9 protein-coding genes are annotated in these 17,757 nt (G+C 35.5%); all 9 read right to left on the minus strand.

Annotated elements, in window-relative coordinates; all coding sequences use genetic code 11:
• Window positions 1-11 precede the first annotated feature (11 nt).
• The 9 genes from D7004_RS16720 to D7004_RS16755 all read right to left on the minus strand — a co-directional run bounded on the left by D7004_RS16720 (window position 12) and on the right by D7004_RS16755 (window position 17,736).
• The gene (locus D7004_RS16720) at window positions 12-3,152 is read right to left on the minus strand and encodes a SusC/RagA family TonB-linked outer membrane protein (RefSeq protein WP_244214367.1); all 3,141 of its coding nucleotides are present in this window, start codon (window positions 3,150-3,152) and stop codon (window positions 12-14) included.
• 490 nt (window positions 3,153-3,642) lie between these two features.
• On the minus strand, window positions 3,643-4,182 hold the full coding sequence (locus D7004_RS16725; RefSeq protein ID WP_123206974.1) for a DUF1735 domain-containing protein: 540 nt from the start codon (window positions 4,180-4,182) through the stop codon (window positions 3,643-3,645).
• 8 nt (window positions 4,183-4,190) lie between these two features.
• Window positions 4,191-5,726, minus strand: a complete 1,536-nt coding sequence (locus D7004_RS16730; RefSeq protein ID WP_123206975.1) for a SusD/RagB family nutrient-binding outer membrane lipoprotein — start codon at window positions 5,724-5,726, stop codon at window positions 4,191-4,193.
• Window positions 5,727-5,735: 9 nt separating this feature from the next.
• A complete protein-coding gene (locus tag D7004_RS16735) occupies window positions 5,736-8,972 on the minus strand; it encodes a SusC/RagA family TonB-linked outer membrane protein (protein ID WP_123206976.1) in 3,237 nt (1,078 codons plus the stop codon).
• 372 nt (window positions 8,973-9,344) lie between these two features.
• Entirely contained in the window at window positions 9,345-10,220 is an 876-nt protein-coding gene (locus D7004_RS16740; RefSeq protein WP_123206977.1) for a hypothetical protein, read from the minus strand.
• 19 nt (window positions 10,221-10,239) lie between these two features.
• Window positions 10,240-11,715 carry a SusD/RagB family nutrient-binding outer membrane lipoprotein gene (locus D7004_RS16745; protein ID WP_123206978.1) on the minus strand — a complete coding sequence of 492 codons (1,476 nt, stop codon included), beginning with the start codon at window positions 11,713-11,715 and terminating at the stop codon, window positions 10,240-10,242.
• Window positions 11,716-11,766: 51 nt separating this feature from the next.
• Entirely contained in the window at window positions 11,767-11,910 is a 144-nt protein-coding gene (locus D7004_RS20740; RefSeq protein WP_167459525.1) for a hypothetical protein, read from the minus strand.
• A 15-nt stretch (window positions 11,911-11,925) separates the two neighbouring features.
• Window positions 11,926-15,099, minus strand: a complete 3,174-nt coding sequence (locus tag D7004_RS16750; RefSeq protein ID WP_123206979.1) for a SusC/RagA family TonB-linked outer membrane protein — start codon at window positions 15,097-15,099, stop codon at window positions 11,926-11,928.
• Between the two features lie 141 nt (window positions 15,100-15,240).
• The gene (locus tag D7004_RS16755; RefSeq protein ID WP_123206980.1) at window positions 15,241-17,736 is read right to left on the minus strand and encodes a M14 family metallopeptidase; all 2,496 of its coding nucleotides are present in this window, start codon (window positions 17,734-17,736) and stop codon (window positions 15,241-15,243) included.
• Window positions 17,737-17,757 lie beyond the last annotated feature (21 nt).

A 17,757-nucleotide genomic window follows, 5' to 3' on the forward strand; every position in this document is an offset into this window, starting at 1 on the left:
GATTTCAATTTTTAAAAAGTAAGTGATATTGTAGCACCATAGTATCTTGAAGGAGGAACCTGTGTTCCATTTAAACCAACCCCATTTCCGCTATTTACCCCTGTATTACTATTGTATTCAGGATCTGTATAAACATTTGTATCAGGTAAGAATAAAAATAAGTTACGCCCTTGAGCACTAATTCTAGCTGCTTTTACAAATTTAGACTTCATCAGTAAAGATTGTGGCAAGTCGTAAGCTAAAGTAATTTCTCTAATTTTCCAGAAATTACCTGAAGTGATGTAATTCTCATCAATGTTTGTTCTTGGCCCACCAATTGTCCAGTAACCTGGCCCACCGTCTTTAATGGTAATGTTAGTATTCTGTACGTAGGTATTTGTTGCTGGATCTAGATAAGATGAGTTAGGAATTACAAAACGTTCCCTATCATAAGCAACAGTATTAATACCAGCACCACTGAAATCAAGACTATTTGGACCAATACCGTTGTAAACACTGTAACCACCTCTATATTCTGCAATACCAGATAGCGTTAAACCCTTCCAAGTTGCACTCATCGTTAAACCTAAGATATGCGTAGGAGAAGCATTACCGAATACTGTTAAAGTTGAAGTTCCAGAAGGATATCCAGTTGTACGATCAACAATGATTCTACCTTGAGGATCACGGTTGTAACTTCTACCTTGCAAAACAGGGAATGGCTGACCAGCAATACCATAAGAACCCGCGTTGGTAGTATTAGAAAGATTAATACTTGGGATTCCAGATAAAAGTTCATCAACCTGATTGTTGTAGTGAGCATAATTGGCACCCACAGTTACTGTAAGCTCTTTTGTTTTTACAGGTACTAATGCTAAAGTTGTTTCCAAACCAGTACCACTAGTTTGTCCTGCATTTAGCAAATATTGTGTGTAACCAGAACTATTAGCAACTGAAGCCGTAACCGTTTGGTTTTTAGTTTTGTTTTTATAATAGGTTACAGTTGCATTAATTCTATCTTTCAAAAATGAGGCATCTAAACCTGTTTCAAATGAATAGGTGAATTCAGGTGTAATGCTTGGCGAAACTATACTATTTCCGATAGTAAAGCCACCAATTCCATTATATGGAAAGCCAGATCCTTGAGAAAAGGTTGGATCTAAACGATAAGCGCCTAAAGTAGTAGCTGTACCACCTAAGTTAACCAAGCCTACTTTTGAATAACCTGCTCTTAATTTCAAATAATCCAAAGATTTGATGGTTTTAAGTATAGGAAATGCATCAGTTGGTACAAACGATAAGTTCGCTCCAGGATAAAAGAATGATCTGTTTGCCTGTAACAGACGAGAATCCCAATCGTTACGTGCTGTAGCATTTAAAAATAGGTAGTTCTTGAATGCTACATTTAACACTCCATACACAGCTTGTTGACGTGCAAGATAATTTGACTCATTTGCTGTTGGTGTATTGGTACTGTTATTTAAATTGAAAAGTCCAGGTTGAACCAATCCACTTACAGAAGCATCAAGTGATTTACTTCTGTCCTGACGAGCATAAGCCGCTAAAACTAACTTAAAGTCGAAATCCTTAACTGATTTTTTAAACGCCGCTTGAAACTCATTGGTAATTCTTGCAGTATATAAAGAATTATCCGTAACACCACCAACAATGTCATTACGCTTGTAAGTACCTGCTGTTTCTGGCAATGCTTTAATATAATCATTAAATTTGTAAACATCAGAGGTAGACTTACCTGATTGATTTCTAGTATTGAAACCAACGCGATAAGTTAAATCAACCCATTTAGCTGGAGAATATTTTAAATCAAAACTTGTTGTTAAATAATCGTTTCTTACCTTTTCGCGATTATTATCAATACTGAAATAAGGATTGATGTAATAGGCATTTGGGTAACCGCTTGGATCTGCAAATGGGTCATTTTTCCAGTCCTGAAGAGAAGTTATAGGTAAGTTACCTGGACTCTGTAACATCTGATCATAGAATCCAGTTGAAGTTGTTTGGTCATACCGATTTTGAGCATAACTTACGGCAAAGCTTGTAGATAAATTTTCTAGTAACTTTCTAGTGCCGTTAACTCTAAAATTCGCTTTATTGAAAAGATCTTTTGGAAGGGTTCCACTAACATCAACATATTGACCTGAGATAAATAGTGTTCCCTTTTCGTCTCCAGAAGAAAGCGATAAATCTGTTTGGTTAGTTAATCCATTTTCCCAGAAATCATACTTATCATTACCCCATTGGTAAGGATTTGTTCTAATGGTACCATTTGCTAATGGAAAACCTATCGGTCTTGCTACTCCATCAAAAGCAGGTCCATATTGCTGATTTTCGTAAGGTGTGTAAATTTTTAAATCGTTATCCGAACCTCCACCAAATCTTTCCTGTAATTGTGGGAAGAAAGCTGTCTGCTCTACAGTTACTGACTGCTGAGCTTTGATTTCCAATTTACCTACTTTACCTTTTTTTGTAGTGATAATTAAAGCTCCATTCGAAGCATCAGATCCATAAAGAGCTGCACCACTAGCACCATTTAGAGTTGTTATTGACTCTACATCTTCTGGATTTAAATTTCCTAAAACGGCATTTGGTACAATAACATTATCTAAAACGATTAATGCTTCGTTATTACCTGTTAATGAGCGTTGACCCCTCAATACTACACGAAAATTTGGATTTGTACCTCCGCCAGTACCATTAATTTGTAAACCCGCAACTTTTCCTAGCAAACCACTTGCAATATTTGTTGGTTTTGCTGCGATTAATTGTTCTGCCTGAATGGTTGTGGTTACAGTTCCTTGTGATTTTCTTGAGGATGCCAAACCACCAGCAGTAATAATTACCTCGTTTAATGAGGTTGCATCACCCGTTAACGTAACATTTAGATTGCTCGATGAGCCAACCGTCCTACTCAATGGAGTATATCCAACAAAAGAAAACTCTAGAATTGCGTTGTTAGAATTTACTCTGATGGAATACTTTCCATCTGCATTAGTTACTGCACCAGATTGTGTGCCTTTTAATCTTACACTTACTCCAGGAATTGGCAATTTGTCTTCTTGGGATGTAACTGTACCAGTAATTGTCCGTTCTTGCGCCATTGCACTAAATGCAAAAAACATAAGAATGAACAAACTTTGTAGAAGTTTTTTCATAATTTAATAATAGGGTTAGTTAATGATTTGGCGCTAATGTAGAGTTAGTTAACAATAACACCAAATTTTTTTTAACTATTTTTAACATTTCTCTTAAAAAATGATAAAATCCTATTAAAAATTAATAAAAAACTAAAAATGAAGATTTAACTGTAAATTTAGTTAAATCTTTAGAGAATAATTTCATGATTCATCTACTAAATATAATAATATTTAGAATTAGGATTCATAAATATTACCAAGCCCTGTCTTCAATAAGTTTTAATCTAATTTCAAATTAATAATGTTAATATTTATTGCCAAAATATTTATTTTGTAGCGCAAATTTATAGCTCTTTAGCAAAAATATAATTTATTTCTAATGCAAATAAGGGAAAACATATAAAGATTATTTGAATCATCATATTAAGATTTAAATAAAAAAATCCTGGCTACAATTGTAGCCAGGATTAAAAATCAAGATTATTTGAGGCGTAAATTAATGTGATATTTAATTCACTATTATATTATAATTTACAGTACTGTAAAGGCTTATTTGCTCGCCGCCACCATCTACTATAGAAACCGGCAATACATATTTTGTATTAGTTGTTCCAATAAGAGAAGAGTTAATTTTAAAATTAACCGTTCCTGTGCGTTGACCGGCAGGTATTGTTACCTTAAGGCTTGATACAGAATATCCATTACTTGGAATTAATACATATGCCCCAGTTGGAACAGCAGCATTTAACTTTCCAATAGCATCATTAGCATTTACAGCTAATGTTACTGTTAGATCGCGATCTAAGGTTTTGGGTGAAGCTATATTTACTACAACAGGTAGGTCAGACGGAGTAGCGCTAGACGCATAAGTTTTAGTTACTACCTTAACCCCGGTCTCTTGATTCAAAGCTGCTAAAGGCAATTCAATTGTAGTTCCAACTTTGCTAAAATCAACATAGGTTTCCTTAGGCTTTAAGCATGAACTTAAATTAAAAGTCAATGCTACAAGTAGAATAGGAAACAATTTATTTATATTAAATTTTTTCATCTTTATAATTATTTAGCCCAAAATATTTTGGATGTAAATTGATTAATGGTTCCTTGTTTGTTTAAATTGTCACCGTTATTAGACACCTCTGTGCTTGGGTAGAAAATGCGGCTCGGGATTGTTGGCTGAGTAGATTGCGTAGAAACTGGTACATCAGCTGGAAAGCCCGTTCTTCTATATTCATTATAAGCCTCAATATTGCCATAACCATTAAGCGCAGTCCATTTTTGGTTAATAATTGCTGCTAACTTGTCGGTTGATGCTGTCCAGCTGACATTTGCAACTGGTTGAGCATAGTAAGTTGAAGCAGCAGTTGTAGCACTAGGAACCGCCAAAGCATTAAATGAAGCTGTAATACCACTTTCATACAACGATTGTGCATTACCAGATATTATACCGTATAGCGCTGCTTCTGATTGTAGGAATAAAGATTCTGAAGAACTTAATATAATGGCATCTTGTGTTGCACTCTTTAATAAACCGGGACCGATGCTACTTGTTTTTGGATTATTTGTTGGTGATGTTGAACCGTACACATTACCCACAAAAGGGACTAAAGGATCAACTGGTGCTGAGGCAGGAGCGTATAACCTTGATAAACGTGGATCGTTTGTAGCCTTCAATTTATTAATTGCATAAGCATTGGCTTTATAATAGTCTCCCGGTAAAGATATGGCTCCAGTAGCTGTAAATCCATAACTTACGTAAAATGGACTTTGTTTTTGACCATTCGCATCATCATTTGTATATCCAGGATTTACAGCTGCTTGAAAAGTTTGATCAATAAATCCATCTGCGGCAGTTGCTGTAACAGCTGTTTTTAAAGCTGCTTGTTTAGCTGGCAATTTATTCCATTGTCTAATAGCCAATTTCAATTTGATTGTGTTTGCAAACTTAATCCAGTTAGTCATTACACCTTTAAACATTACATCAGAAGTTCCAGGATTTACTGCAGAAGTAGGCGCTGATTTAACACTAGCTATTGCAGCATCAAGTTGTTTCATTAAATCATCATATATAACATCACCATTATCATAAGCAGGAAATAAAACATCTGGCGCTTTAAATGCTTGGCTATATGGAACATTATTATATGTATCTACCAAGGTTTGGAATTCTAAAGCCTTCATAATTTTGGCAATAGAAGAAAAGTAAACCAGTGATGGGTCTGCTGCACCTTTTTTCTCTATATCTGTATAGTTAGAAAGATTTAAATAAAACTGTGTCCAAATCTGGTAAGCAGTATTGGTAAAGTTATTGGTATTTAAAGCAGAGTTTGGAACGTAGTTACCACTCGTTGTCCAATACCCCATCCAAACACCAGTGGTTTGCGAATACGCCCCAGAGGCTAAACTAATCGCACCAGTTACACCCGTAGCAGAATTGTATAAATTTGCTGAAGTAACTAATGAACCTGATAATTGAAATTGTGGTGTAGCAACCGAAGGTACATTAGGGTTTTCTTCCAAACTCAGGAAGTCTTTCTTGCAACCAGTAATACTGATAATTACAGAAAGGGCTATGATCGAAAATATCTTTTTCATATTTATTTTTTAAAAAGTTATCTGAAGGTTAGCACCGAATATTCTGGTAGGTGGCGTTTGATTTGCATTTGTTACACCTACCGCATTTGACGCATCTAAATTGTATTCAGGGTCAGCGTAAGGATTATCCTTAGGTCTAAACAAGAACAAATTTCTACCAGTTAATGCGAAGTTTAATCCTTTAATAGCTTTTGTTTTATTAACAAACTGTGTTAAATTGAAATTTAATGTCATTTCTCTTATTTTCCAGAATGCTGCATTATTTACAAAAGGCGTAAGTGCTGCTCCATAGTTAGAACCTTGCCAAAAGCCATAATTTCCATCAACTACAGGTACAGTTGTATTAGGTACATAAACACCTGGAGAAGTTTGAATAACAGAATTTGGGTATATAAAACGTTGGCGATCTGCTGATGCACTGGTAGCAGAAATACCACCAAAATCTAAAGTAGAACCAATGGCGTTATAAATAACATATCCGCTTTTGTATTCGGCAACAGCAGAAAATGTAATAAATTTATATGTAGCTGACATGTTTAGGCCAAGAACATATTTTGGAGTTGTTCTTCCAAAATTAGTTAAGGTGGTTCCTAATTGAGGATATCCTGCTGTAGTTCCTGTTGCATCTACAATCACTCTACCTTGATCATCACGTTTGTAATCTGTACCAAGCAAAGAAGGGTAAGGCTGGCCAACAACAGCATAAACAGAACCTGTTGCTCCACTAACCTGGAATTGAGAACTTCCTGGAAGGAGTGAAACTACCTCAGAATCATAAATACCTAAATTACCGCCAAGCTTTAAACCAACTGCATTTTTAGATGCAGAAAGAACTGTACCATTTAGCTCAAATTCATAACCATTATTTTCGATTTCACCTGCATTAATTGTTGCAGCGTTAAAACCTGTCGAGGCAGAAGTTTGAACGTTTAAAGTCTGGTTTTTACTGTTTTGCTTGTAATAAGTAGCACTTAAGTTAATTCGATTATCTAACAAACCTAGTTCTACTGCAAACTCCTTCTCAGTAATAAACTCAGGCTCTAATAATGGGTTATTATTCGTTGTACCCAAAGTTAAACCACCTAATCCACCATAAGGAAATCCAGTTGATGAAGTAAATGTATTGTTTATTGAATATGGGGCAACACTAACCTGTCCAACTTTAGAAACCGCAGCTCTTAATTTACCATATGATAAAATTCTGTTGTTCTTTAAAGCTTCGAAAGCATTAGTGAAGACAAATGAACCAGAGATTGATGGGTAAAATAAAGACCTTTTGGTTTTTGACAAACGAGAATCCCAATCATTTCTTCCTGTTGCTTGAATAAAAGCAAAATCCTTGTAACCAATGTTCAACGCACCATAAACACCTATCTGACGGATGAAATATTCTGATTGTGAAACTGTTGGAGCACCTGATATTAAACCTATATTATAAAAATCTGGAATTAAAAGATTGGCACTCTGATCATTTTGAATACGTGCCTTAGATTGCCAAATGGTATTACCAATTAATAAATCTGTTTTAAAATCATCAAAAAATGTATGGTTGAATTTTAAGAACACGTCTTGTTGTAAACGCGAAGAACCTTGACCATTCGTTGCAGAAAAGTTGGTCGTACCATCACCATATTGTGTATAATCCTGAACAAAACCCGGAGATTTACGAGCAGCTCCATAGCGAGAAGGAATATTACTTACTCCAAGTGGATCTGAAGCCGCATAAGCAGAGAACTGAACCTCTTTACGAGTATATTTTAAATTGTTTATGCCAAAATTTTGTGATAAACGATAAGTTGCATCAAACCATTTTGTAGGCTTTATATTTAAACTAATATTGCCCAAAAATGTATCGCTTTTATTATTTTTTCTAGAATTTTTAATTTGCCAATACGGATTTACATTATAAGCACTGTAATAATCGTTAGGATTATAAAATTTACTATTATCTCCTTCAGCCAAATCATCAATATTAATAAATGCAGGCATTTGAAATAAATTGGCATATAAGATTTGTGTAGTTGCATTAGTTGAATAGTTAACGCCGTACGTACTCGTGTTGCCGTTTGTATATCCAACAGAATAATCTAACCTAAAAATACCATAAGTTTTTGTGCCAGATGCTCGTAATGAAGTTCTTTTTGACAAATCATCAGGAATTACACCTTTAGTGTAAACATTTTGAGCAGAGAAATAAAAATTATTATCTGCATCGCCACTTTGATAAGAAAGGTCATTTTGTTCAGTTAAACCTGTTTTAAAGAATGCTTCAATTGGGCTCTTATCACGAGGTGAATAGGTTATTATATTCTTCTCTCCATTAGCGAGTGGAGCACCTAACTGATATTGTGCGCCATTGTATGCTGGGCCATATAATTGATTTTCATATCCTGTAAATAGAGGAAAGCCCGTTTCTGGATCTCGAAATCCGTCTGCAACAGTTTCACCACCGTACGGTCCGAATTTTGTTTGAATCTCTGGAAAATAAGCTACTTTTTGAAGTTGAAATGAATTAGCATAAGTAATCTTAGGCTTATTGGCAGCAGAACCTCTTTTAGTGGTTATAATTAGTGCGCCGTTTGAAGCTTCAGAGCCATATAGTGCAGAAGCACTTGAACCTTTTAGAACGGTTACATCTTCTACATCATTTGGATTGATAGAATTTAATGTACCACCTGGAATCGGGACACCGTCCAAAACAATTAACGCATTGTTATTACCGTTGATTGACCTGGCACCACGTAAAGTAATTCTTACTTCGGGATTAATACCATTGTTTATAGTATTAACCTGTAAACCAGCAACTTTTGCAGTTAATCCATTTGCAACATTCGTAACGTTAGTTGCTGTTAAGTCTTTTGCAGAAACTGTAGTTGTAGAGTAACCGATTTCTTTAGCTTGTCTTTTAATACCTAAAGCTCCAGTTACCACAACCTCACCAAGTTGTCTAGCATCCGAAGCTAAAGAAGCATTGACAACACTTGAAGTACCCACAGAAATTTCTCTTTGTGCGTACCCTAAACTTGAGAATACGATCGTGTTTGAGCCTGAGGGGAGTTTTAAGGAATAAGTTCCATCAGCGCCGGTTGAAACACCAACAGATGTTCCTTTTACTTTTACACTTACTCCAGGGATTGGCAATTTGTCGTCCGATGAGGTAACTGTGCCTGTGATTGTTCGATCTTGCGCCATTGCCGTTACAGCAACAAACATAAGTATGAACAAACTTTGTAGAAGTTTTTTCATAGTTTTTTAGTAGGTTAGTTAATTAGTTAGTACTAATGTAGAATTACTTAGCAATAACACCAAATTAAATTTAACATTTTTTAACAAAAAAATAGAATACATATTTCAATTTGTGATGATACGCGTAAATATTTGGTTATTATGCTAGAAAGTGAGGATGTAATTCTCCAAGGAAAACTAATTGCAAGAGAATAATAGTATAATCCTATTTTATTCTGTAATGAATAGAAAGTTGAAAGAATATGAGCAAAAGAGTGAATTAATAAAATAAAATAGCTTAATAAGAAAGAACACAATTGCATAAATTAAAAAAGCCTTTCCAATTAGTTTTGGAAAGGCTTCTCAGTAATTTGAATTAAAACAATTTTACTATTATTTCTTTTTAAGCTTTATTGTAAAACTACCATAGCTACCAAGAGGAGAAGTATGCGCTAATCTAACTGCAACAGTTAAATCGCAAGGAGCAACAACATTGGCTGCGCTACCCGCAACGCTAACAGAAGTAAAAATAGGAGCACCACCATATCCTCCGTAAGCAACACTTGCAGCAGATGTTGTATTATCTGCTGGATTTACAGTGATTACAATTGGCTGAACACTTACATCAGTTCCATAAAAGAAAGATAGGTGCGTGTCATCAATAATTTTTACCTGAATGGTTTGCCCCGCTGAGTAGTCTTGCCATTCGTCAGTTACCACAGTAAATGGCACGGATGCTCCAATAGCACCGTAATCTGTCATTTTGAATTGACAAACAGCTGCAAACGAAATCGTTGGTGTTGAGCCAGCAATTGATGATATTCCGCCATTATTAGTTTCTCCCAGAGTTGAGAAAGCCGGGTAGACTTTACCACTGGTGGTTGTTACATTTGCACCAATTGTATATGAGTCTCCTAAAACAGACGAAACACCAAAAAGTGATTTAATCATTGTACCCGTTAATACAATGGAAGTAGGAAATGATTTCACACCAGCCTGAACAGTTTTAACTTTTGTTGCATCACCATTTTTAATTACAACAATATCAATATTAGATGGAGCAGCATCGCTTGGATAAAATAAAGACACCGAAAATTTACCATTAAAAGCATCAGGGTTTAATGCAGAAATAGTCGCATCGCCGGTTTTATCGGCGGTTAACTGAATTAAAGGAACTCGCTCCAAAACAGGGATTTTAGGATTATCTTCCTTTCTACATCCAGAAATAACTATTAAGGATGTAAATAAATATATGAGTATTTTTTTCATAATAATTAAATTTAAAAATCTATGGTAACCAAAAAGGTTTATATGTAGATGGATCAGTTTTTTGTGCCGGCGCATTACCATTAGCCGAAAGCTCTGCGCTAGACCAAGGTAAACTAAGCGGGTATTTCTTCGATACTTGAACACTTACTGCTGGCTGATTGGTTTGAAAAGGATCTCCATTAATTGGAGGTTGAACTTTTCCTCCCGGTGCCTGTGATGCATTTGATGGGTCAAATAATACAGGAAAACCTGTTCTTCTGTAATCTGTGTAAGCATCTACAGCACTACCATAACTCGAAATCCACTTTTGAGTCATAATTGATTCTAATTGTTGCGATGGTTTTGCATCATATTGAGCCATTATTGCATTAATATATGATGTACTGGCCGCAGTTCCGGAAACAGCAGGTACTGTTTGCGATGGTTTTACATAGTTGGTAATTATATAATCAACTTGTTTGAAAGATTCAGTAATTGCTGATTGAAGCATTGCTTTTGCATCACCTGTTATTACGTTAGCTTTTATTAACTCAGCTTTCATAAACAACACGTCTGCATAAGTTATGAAGCGATATGGCGCTGCACCAGTACCACTTGTTGCACTTGCAGTACCTCCCGCACCATCATCATATCTGCCACCAACTGGATAAATACCAAACAAAGACATATAATTTTGTTGAGATTGAGCAGCGTTTGGACCTGTAGATCCAAAGTAAATTGATAAAAATGCACCATCCCTATATTCAGTCGGATTTGCAGTTGCACCACTTGGCTTTAGCTGATTGTAGATGTAATAAGGAAGACGTGGATCTTTAATTCCTGTATAAATTTTGGTATTATAGCCTTTTAAAATTTCGTAAAACCAAGGGCTTTGGTATTGCGATCTTTGAGAAGCAAAATAATCGCCAAACCCAGGATTTCTGTCATCTGTAGCGCCATTAGGTCCAAATGGAAGCAAGAAATTTTCGGCTTGTGAGCTAATTAAATTATTTGCTGTGATTAATGCATTAATATCTGCCGTAACGTTTTTGGTTAAACGCTGTTGCAAAAGCAGTTTTAGTTTTATGGTATTTGCAGCTTTTATCCATCTAGAAATATTTCCTTTATAAATTACATCGTCGTTTCCAGGTACTGAATTGTTAGTTGCTGTAACATTCAAATCGGCTATTCCCTTATCTAACAAAGCTATTAATTGGGGGTAAATATCTGCGCCTTTATCAAATTTAGCTCCGAATTTACCTTCTGAAACTAATTTATTAACATCAGTAAAAGGAACATCAGCATAAATATCTACCATCTGGCTATAACCATATGCTTTCAATATTTCAGCAATGCCTACATATTTCATATTTCCTTTGGCTGCTCCTTCAGAAATAATAAAATCTAAGTTAGTAAAAACTTTAGTATACATCCCTTTCCAACTATTTAAAATATTAAAATCTGACCCACTTGCATTGTACTGATTTGGATCTTCACGTACAACAAGACGATGCATGTACACTTCAAGTACTTGTGATATCCCAGAGGAAGTTGCTAAATTAGTACCTTAAGCAAGTTGCGCAGCAGGCAATAATTTATTTTCACTAACCGAAGTGGGACTATATGGGTCGGTGTTAATATCGAGCGACTTTTTGCATGAAGATGCCAACAAAATCACTGCAGGTATAATATATTTTAATTTACGTATCATTTTGGAAGATTTTTGTTAGAAAGTTATATTAATATTAAATCCATAACGCTTAACTGTTGGAGCTGTTGAAAGCTCAATACCTTGAATATTTGTTGCTCCAAAACTATTTGTTTCTGGATCGAAGTTTGTTCCTTTTGGAATGTTCGGAGTATAAAACCACAAGTTTCTACCAGTTAAACTAACTCGGATTGAACCAATAGGCGTTTTTTTGAATAAAGCTTTTGGAAGCGTATATCCTAAGCTGATTTCTCTTAGTCTAAATACAGTACCATCATATACACTCCATTCGTCAGCACCATTTGTTGCAAACGTTGATGCTCCTCCACCATTGAAATAAAGGCTATTGGTAGTAATTCTGGTAATGTTCTGGATTTTGTTTCCGTTGGCATCCAATATTGGTTGAAAAGTATTTGGATTACCATAAACACCTGGTATTACCCAAGTAGTTTCTCTATCTTCAGTAAGTTTAGAAGTTCCTCTACCCAATTCATTCTGTATTGTGGTAGAATAAACACTTCCTCCTTTTGTAAAATCTAACAATACACCTAAACTAATTCCTTTATAAGAAAATGTATTAGTAAAACCAAGTTTATACTTAGGGTTAGGGTCGCCAATAATACTAGGCTCGGTATTGTCAATTAAGGCACCTGTTGCCGGATCTACTAATAAATTTCCTTCATTATCTCTTGCACTTGTGCTTCCTCTTAAATAGCCATAAGGCATCCCTGCTTCTGCGTAGGCAGAATATCCTGTTGAAGCGAAAAAGCCTGCCAAATCAATTCTGGAAACTCCATCCTTTAATTTGTCAACCATATTCTTGTTACGTGTATAGGCTAAAGATAAATTCCAGTTAAAATTCGTTGTTCTTACAGGAACCGCTGTTAACTGAATCTCAACACCCTTATTACTAATTTGGCCAATATTTGTGTTGTAAAACTCGTAGCCAGAGCTTGCAGGAGCATCAATTGCTTGAATTAAATTTGTCGAGATTTTGTTGTAATAAGTAAAATCGAAATTAATTCTTTGAGAAAAGAAACTCAATTCAGTTCCTGTTTCAAATTCTTTTGTAAATTCTGGTTTTAAGTTAGGATCGTTTGCTTTGTTATTAGCACTTGCGTTAGGTACGCTTAAGAAATTGGTGTTAAAAGAGAAACCATTACTTACACCATAAGGACTTGCATCACGACCTACCTTTGCATAACTTACTCTTAGCTTTCCATAATCAAGTACCTTGCTTTTTATTTTAAAGGCATCGGTAAAAATAAATGTGCCCGATATAGCTGGGTAAAAATAGCTTCTGTTATCAACAGGTAAAGTTGAAGACCAATCGTTTCTTCCCGTTGCAGTTATAAAAGCATAGTTTTTATAACCAAAAGTTGCTTCAGCAAATACACCAAAAATTCTTCTTCTTTGATAACTATCTATCAAAAACGATTGCTGTACGGTATTATTCAGATTGTGAATTCCACGCTCAATGAATTGGTTACCTCTGTCTACTTGTCTGGTTGAAGTACGTTGATTAAAGTTAAAACCTAATAGACCATTAAAACTAAAGTCATCATTAATTTTTGGCTTTAAATTTAAAAGTGCTGTTGATTCGATTTCTTGCTTGCGATAATCATCAAGCGTTAATCTTCCAAGTCCTTCGGCTGCTCTCGAACTTACTTCGATGACCTCGCGACGAGCAAGAGAATTAACATTGGTTCCAGCTGCAACTGAGAAATTAGCCCATTTTGTAATATCATAATCAGCCTTAATATTTGCGATGAAACGTTCTTCGGCTGTATTCGTTGTATTGTACTTAGCAGACCAAAGTGGATTGTCAAACTGTCCAGCTCCTGCATAAATTATACTATTTCCATTTTTATCTTCAAATGGAAGGCTTAAATCCCAGTTTCTACCTAAGAATAAGCTTCTAGAAAATAAAGAAGGTGCTCCATTTTGAGTTTCTCCATAAAAACCACCTTCTTGGGTTGAACGACTGTAACTCAAGTTACCACGTATATTTAAGCCCATATCTAATTTCGAACTACCCCCTACTGCAATGTTTGTACGGTTGTAGTTTGAATTAGTAACATAACCGCTTTGATCTAATTGCGATGCGGTAACTACAAAAGCACTTTTCTCATTTCCTCCGTTCAAATTAATAGAATTTTCAAACACGTAACCATCTTTGAATAAGCTGCTTACATTATCTGGATAAGCTTGGTATGGAACCTTGCCGGTTGGAAATAATTCTGGATAAGCCGCTAAATACGCTGGCCAAGCTGGTATCTCTTTAAGTGTTCCTCCGAATTTCGGTCCCCAAGAACCATTTGAAGCAGAATAATTACCATAAGAACCTGTTCCAAAACTATTCTGCAGTTCTGGCAACCCAGCAATTTGCTCTAATGAAACCGAACTCTTTAAGCTTATTTCTAAGCCTTTTTTTCCTGCTGTTGCACTGCCTGATTTGGTTGTGATTAATAAAACTCCGTTTGATGCTCGAGAGCCATATAATGCAGCAGCACCGGAACCTTTTAGTACTTGAATGGAAGCTATATCATTTGGGTCGATGTTTGAAAAACCGCTCCCATAAGCACCACCACCACCTAATTGATTTGATGTAGTAACCTGATCGTTGCTATATGGAACTCGATCAACAACAATTAAAGGTTGCGCATCTCCTGTAAAAGATGTATTTCCTCTAATTTGGATTCGTGTAGCTGCTCCTGGAGTACCTTGTGATGCTCTAATATCAACACCTGCTACTTTTCCTTGAAGCGTTTTAAGCACATCAGGTTCTGAAACTTGTGTAATCTGCTCATTGTTAACTTTCCCTACACTTGCACCTAGCGACCTCGCCTGACGAATAACGCCGAAAGAAGTTACTACTACTTCATTAAGTTGCTTTGAATCGGTGGCCAAAACAGCATTAATAACATCGGAAGTTCCAATTGTTTTAGCCTGCTCTACATAACCAATAGAAGAAAATAGAATTGTTTTTGCCGAGGTCCCAACCTTGATTGAGAATTTCCCTTGAGCGTTTGTAGAAGCTCCACCCGCTGCTCCTTGAATTTTAACACTTACTCCAGGGATTGGCTGTTTATCATCCGCTGAAGTAACTGTTCCTGTAATTGTTCGATCTTGTGCCATTGCCGTTACAGCAAAAAACATAATTATGAACAAACTTTGTAAAAGTTTTTTCATAATTTGAAAAGGTTAGTTAATAATTAATTACGTTGAACACGTAGAATGGATCATTAAACTAATCTTTTCAATTAGAATTTAATTTTTTACAACAATAGGGGATTGTTGCTACAATTATACAATTTTTTACAATATCTTCTTTTAATAACTACAAAAAATAATATTCCCGAACAAGGTTTTGCCGTTTTCCCAAAAATTCCTAAACAATGGGTCGTTTGCGAGATACACTATGCTTCCCCTTCCAGAATCTTGAATACCAATTAATAGTCCGTTTTTTAGTTCCTGGCGTGCTTTTTTGCCAACAACACCAGCCATTAGGCTTTTGTCGTTTAACTGACCAACGTTCCATCCTTTTACAAGTGGTTCGTAAACCTTTCTATCTGTTTTTAGGGTGTAATAAGATTTGCCAATGCCGTATGCTAATGGATGGGATTGATCCATCATTACCTTATAAATAGCACCAGGAATGCTATTTTCATAATCATCTTTATCCCTATTTTTAAATAAAAGTTTACTTGGTTCAGGCTTTTCATCCTTTTTTACAATGGCTTCTTTCTTTTTAATGTCGAAACCCTTTTTATCTAAAACGCTTTCTATAGCATCTTCCATTAAAACCAATTTACCGCCTTTGCTAATCCATGCTTTTAAACCTTCATCAATAAAACTGCTGTAACTTCCATCAGGAAGTATTAATGTATTTATTTTGCTGATATCCAGATTGTTAATGTCGCGGGCATTAATAATGCTTGGTGTTAAACCTAAATCGTGTTCTAAGTAATACCAAACTTCGCCAAAAGCTAATGATGAAACCTCATTTCCTGATACAATTGCAATTTTTGGTTGCTTTAAAATCGGATATACAGATGAGCCAAAATCTTTCCCCTTATCTACAAAACCTGTTGCAATTGCCTGTACAGGTTTATTTAATTGAGTAGAAACTTGCACAACTTTATTTTTTAAATCCTTTATTAATTTTTCATTTTCGGCCCTCAACACAATCAGGGTTCCGGCAGCGTAATCTTTTCCATTAACCGAAAAGGGCTGATCTGCCTGCCTAACCTTAATATTTTCCTTCTGTAAAGCAATAAGCAATTGTAAATCTTCGCTATTACCCCAATTAAATAGCCAAGCCAAGGGTTTATCCAGGTTTGAGGAAACGATTTTACTTTCATCTAAAGATGAAAATTTACCCTTTATACTCTCTTTTAAAGCATAAGCTTTTAATCCATATACATAAGGCAATGCCCACGCGGTGATATCATAAGTGTTAGAATCGGTTACTAAAGTTTGAGGCTCCAATAATACATTGGCTAAAACAGACCTTGGTTGCAAAACATTTACAATCAAATCATTTCTCCCTAAAGTAAAGCTCTCCTCTTTTTGAGTATCATAATCGTAACCACGAGCGGTTTTATCACCACCGAAAGCAAATTCAATTTTATTTTTGGTAAGCAATTCTGCCAGTTTTTTAAGTCTAGATAGATTATCCGGCTTAATTACATAGCTTTTATAAATGCCCGGAGCGGTAACTAATGATTGTTGAAAGTATTTTTTATACTCATCTAACAATTTATTGTGGTTTAAGGAAGTAACTTCAAGCGTAGACATTCCCGTTGTATAATGATGGGCAATTCTGTCTTTCAATGTTAAAGTATCTCCATCATTTGTAACCACAGCTAAACCAGCTCTAATTCCTCCTTGCTCGTAAGTCATTCCTATTGAACCATTGTACAGCGGATATGTATCACCATAAGATGGATATAATAAATCGAAACGTTCCTTAGTAAAATATTGCCAGCCCTGTTCATCAAAATATTTAGCATTATTTTTACCAACTACAACCTGAAAACTTTTTTGCCATGGCGTGATGTCTTGATGAACAGGTTCCGCGGCAGGGGCAAAATAATATGGGTCGTTGTAGCTTTGCTCATGAAAATCGACATGCACTTGCGGCATCCATTGATTATAAAGGGCTAAACGTTGTTTACTTTCCAGTTGAGTTTGCCATGCCCAATCTCTATTTAAGTCAAAATAATAATGGTTTGGTCTTCCACCCGGCCAAGGTTCAATATGTTCTCTTGAGCTTGGATCAGCATTAGGCTTTTCGCCTACAACACTATTAAAATAATTTGCATAACGATCTCTTCCATCAGGATTTAAACATGGATCGATAATAACTACTGTATTTTTTAACCAATTATTGGCTTGTTGATTGCTCCCTGATGCTAAATTATAAAGCATTTTCATCGCCGTTTCGGTAGAATTTGCTTCGTTACCATGTACGTTGTAACTCAACCATAAAATAGCTGGCTGCGATGCTAGGTCAACACTATTTGTTCCACCACTTGCAAGCAGTAAGTTATTGGTGCGAATTTGTTCTAACTTATTTATATTTTCTGCTGAAGAAATAACAGCCGCAAGAAGCGGTCTACCTTCGTTTGTTTTGCCGTATCCTATCAGTTTTACATTTTTAGCAGCGGCATTTGCAGTTTGCTTAAAATATTCTGCCACTTTATGATGGGCAGTAAAATGGCTTCCAAGCTCATACCCAAGAAATTCATCAGGCGTTTTTACCTGGGCATTTACATAAATAACAGATGATAAGGTTAAAACGAAAAGAGTAAACAGTTTCTTCATAATAAAAATTTTATCTAATGT

It is taken from the genome of Pedobacter jejuensis, assembly GCF_003725795.1.
In the GTDB taxonomy this organism is placed as follows: Bacteria; Bacteroidota; Bacteroidia; order Sphingobacteriales; family Sphingobacteriaceae; genus Pedobacter; species Pedobacter jejuensis.

Coding starts and splice junctions, on each gene's coding strand:
- D7004_RS16745 (WP_123206978.1), bottom strand. CDS start 11,715: ATGCATCGTCTTGTTGTACGTGAAGATCCAAATCAGTACAATGCAAGT.
- D7004_RS16750 (WP_123206979.1), bottom strand. CDS start 15,099: ATGAAAAAACTTTTACAAAGTTTGTTCATAATTATGTTTTTTGCTGTA.
- D7004_RS16725 (WP_123206974.1), bottom strand. CDS start 4,182: ATGAAAAAATTTAATATAAATAAATTGTTTCCTATTCTACTTGTAGCA.
- D7004_RS16730 (WP_123206975.1), bottom strand. CDS start 5,726: ATGAAAAAGATATTTTCGATCATAGCCCTTTCTGTAATTATCAGTATT.
- D7004_RS16755 (WP_123206980.1), bottom strand. CDS start 17,736: ATGAAGAAACTGTTTACTCTTTTCGTTTTAACCTTATCATCTGTTATT.
- D7004_RS16735 (WP_123206976.1), bottom strand. CDS start 8,972: ATGAAAAAACTTCTACAAAGTTTGTTCATACTTATGTTTGTTGCTGTA.
- D7004_RS16720 (WP_244214367.1), bottom strand. CDS start 3,152: ATGAAAAAACTTCTACAAAGTTTGTTCATTCTTATGTTTTTTGCATTT.
- D7004_RS16740 (WP_123206977.1), bottom strand. CDS start 10,220: ATGAAAAAAATACTCATATATTTATTTACATCCTTAATAGTTATTTCT.
- D7004_RS20740 (WP_167459525.1), bottom strand. CDS start 11,910: ATGATACGTAAATTAAAATATATTATACCTGCAGTGATTTTGTTGGCA.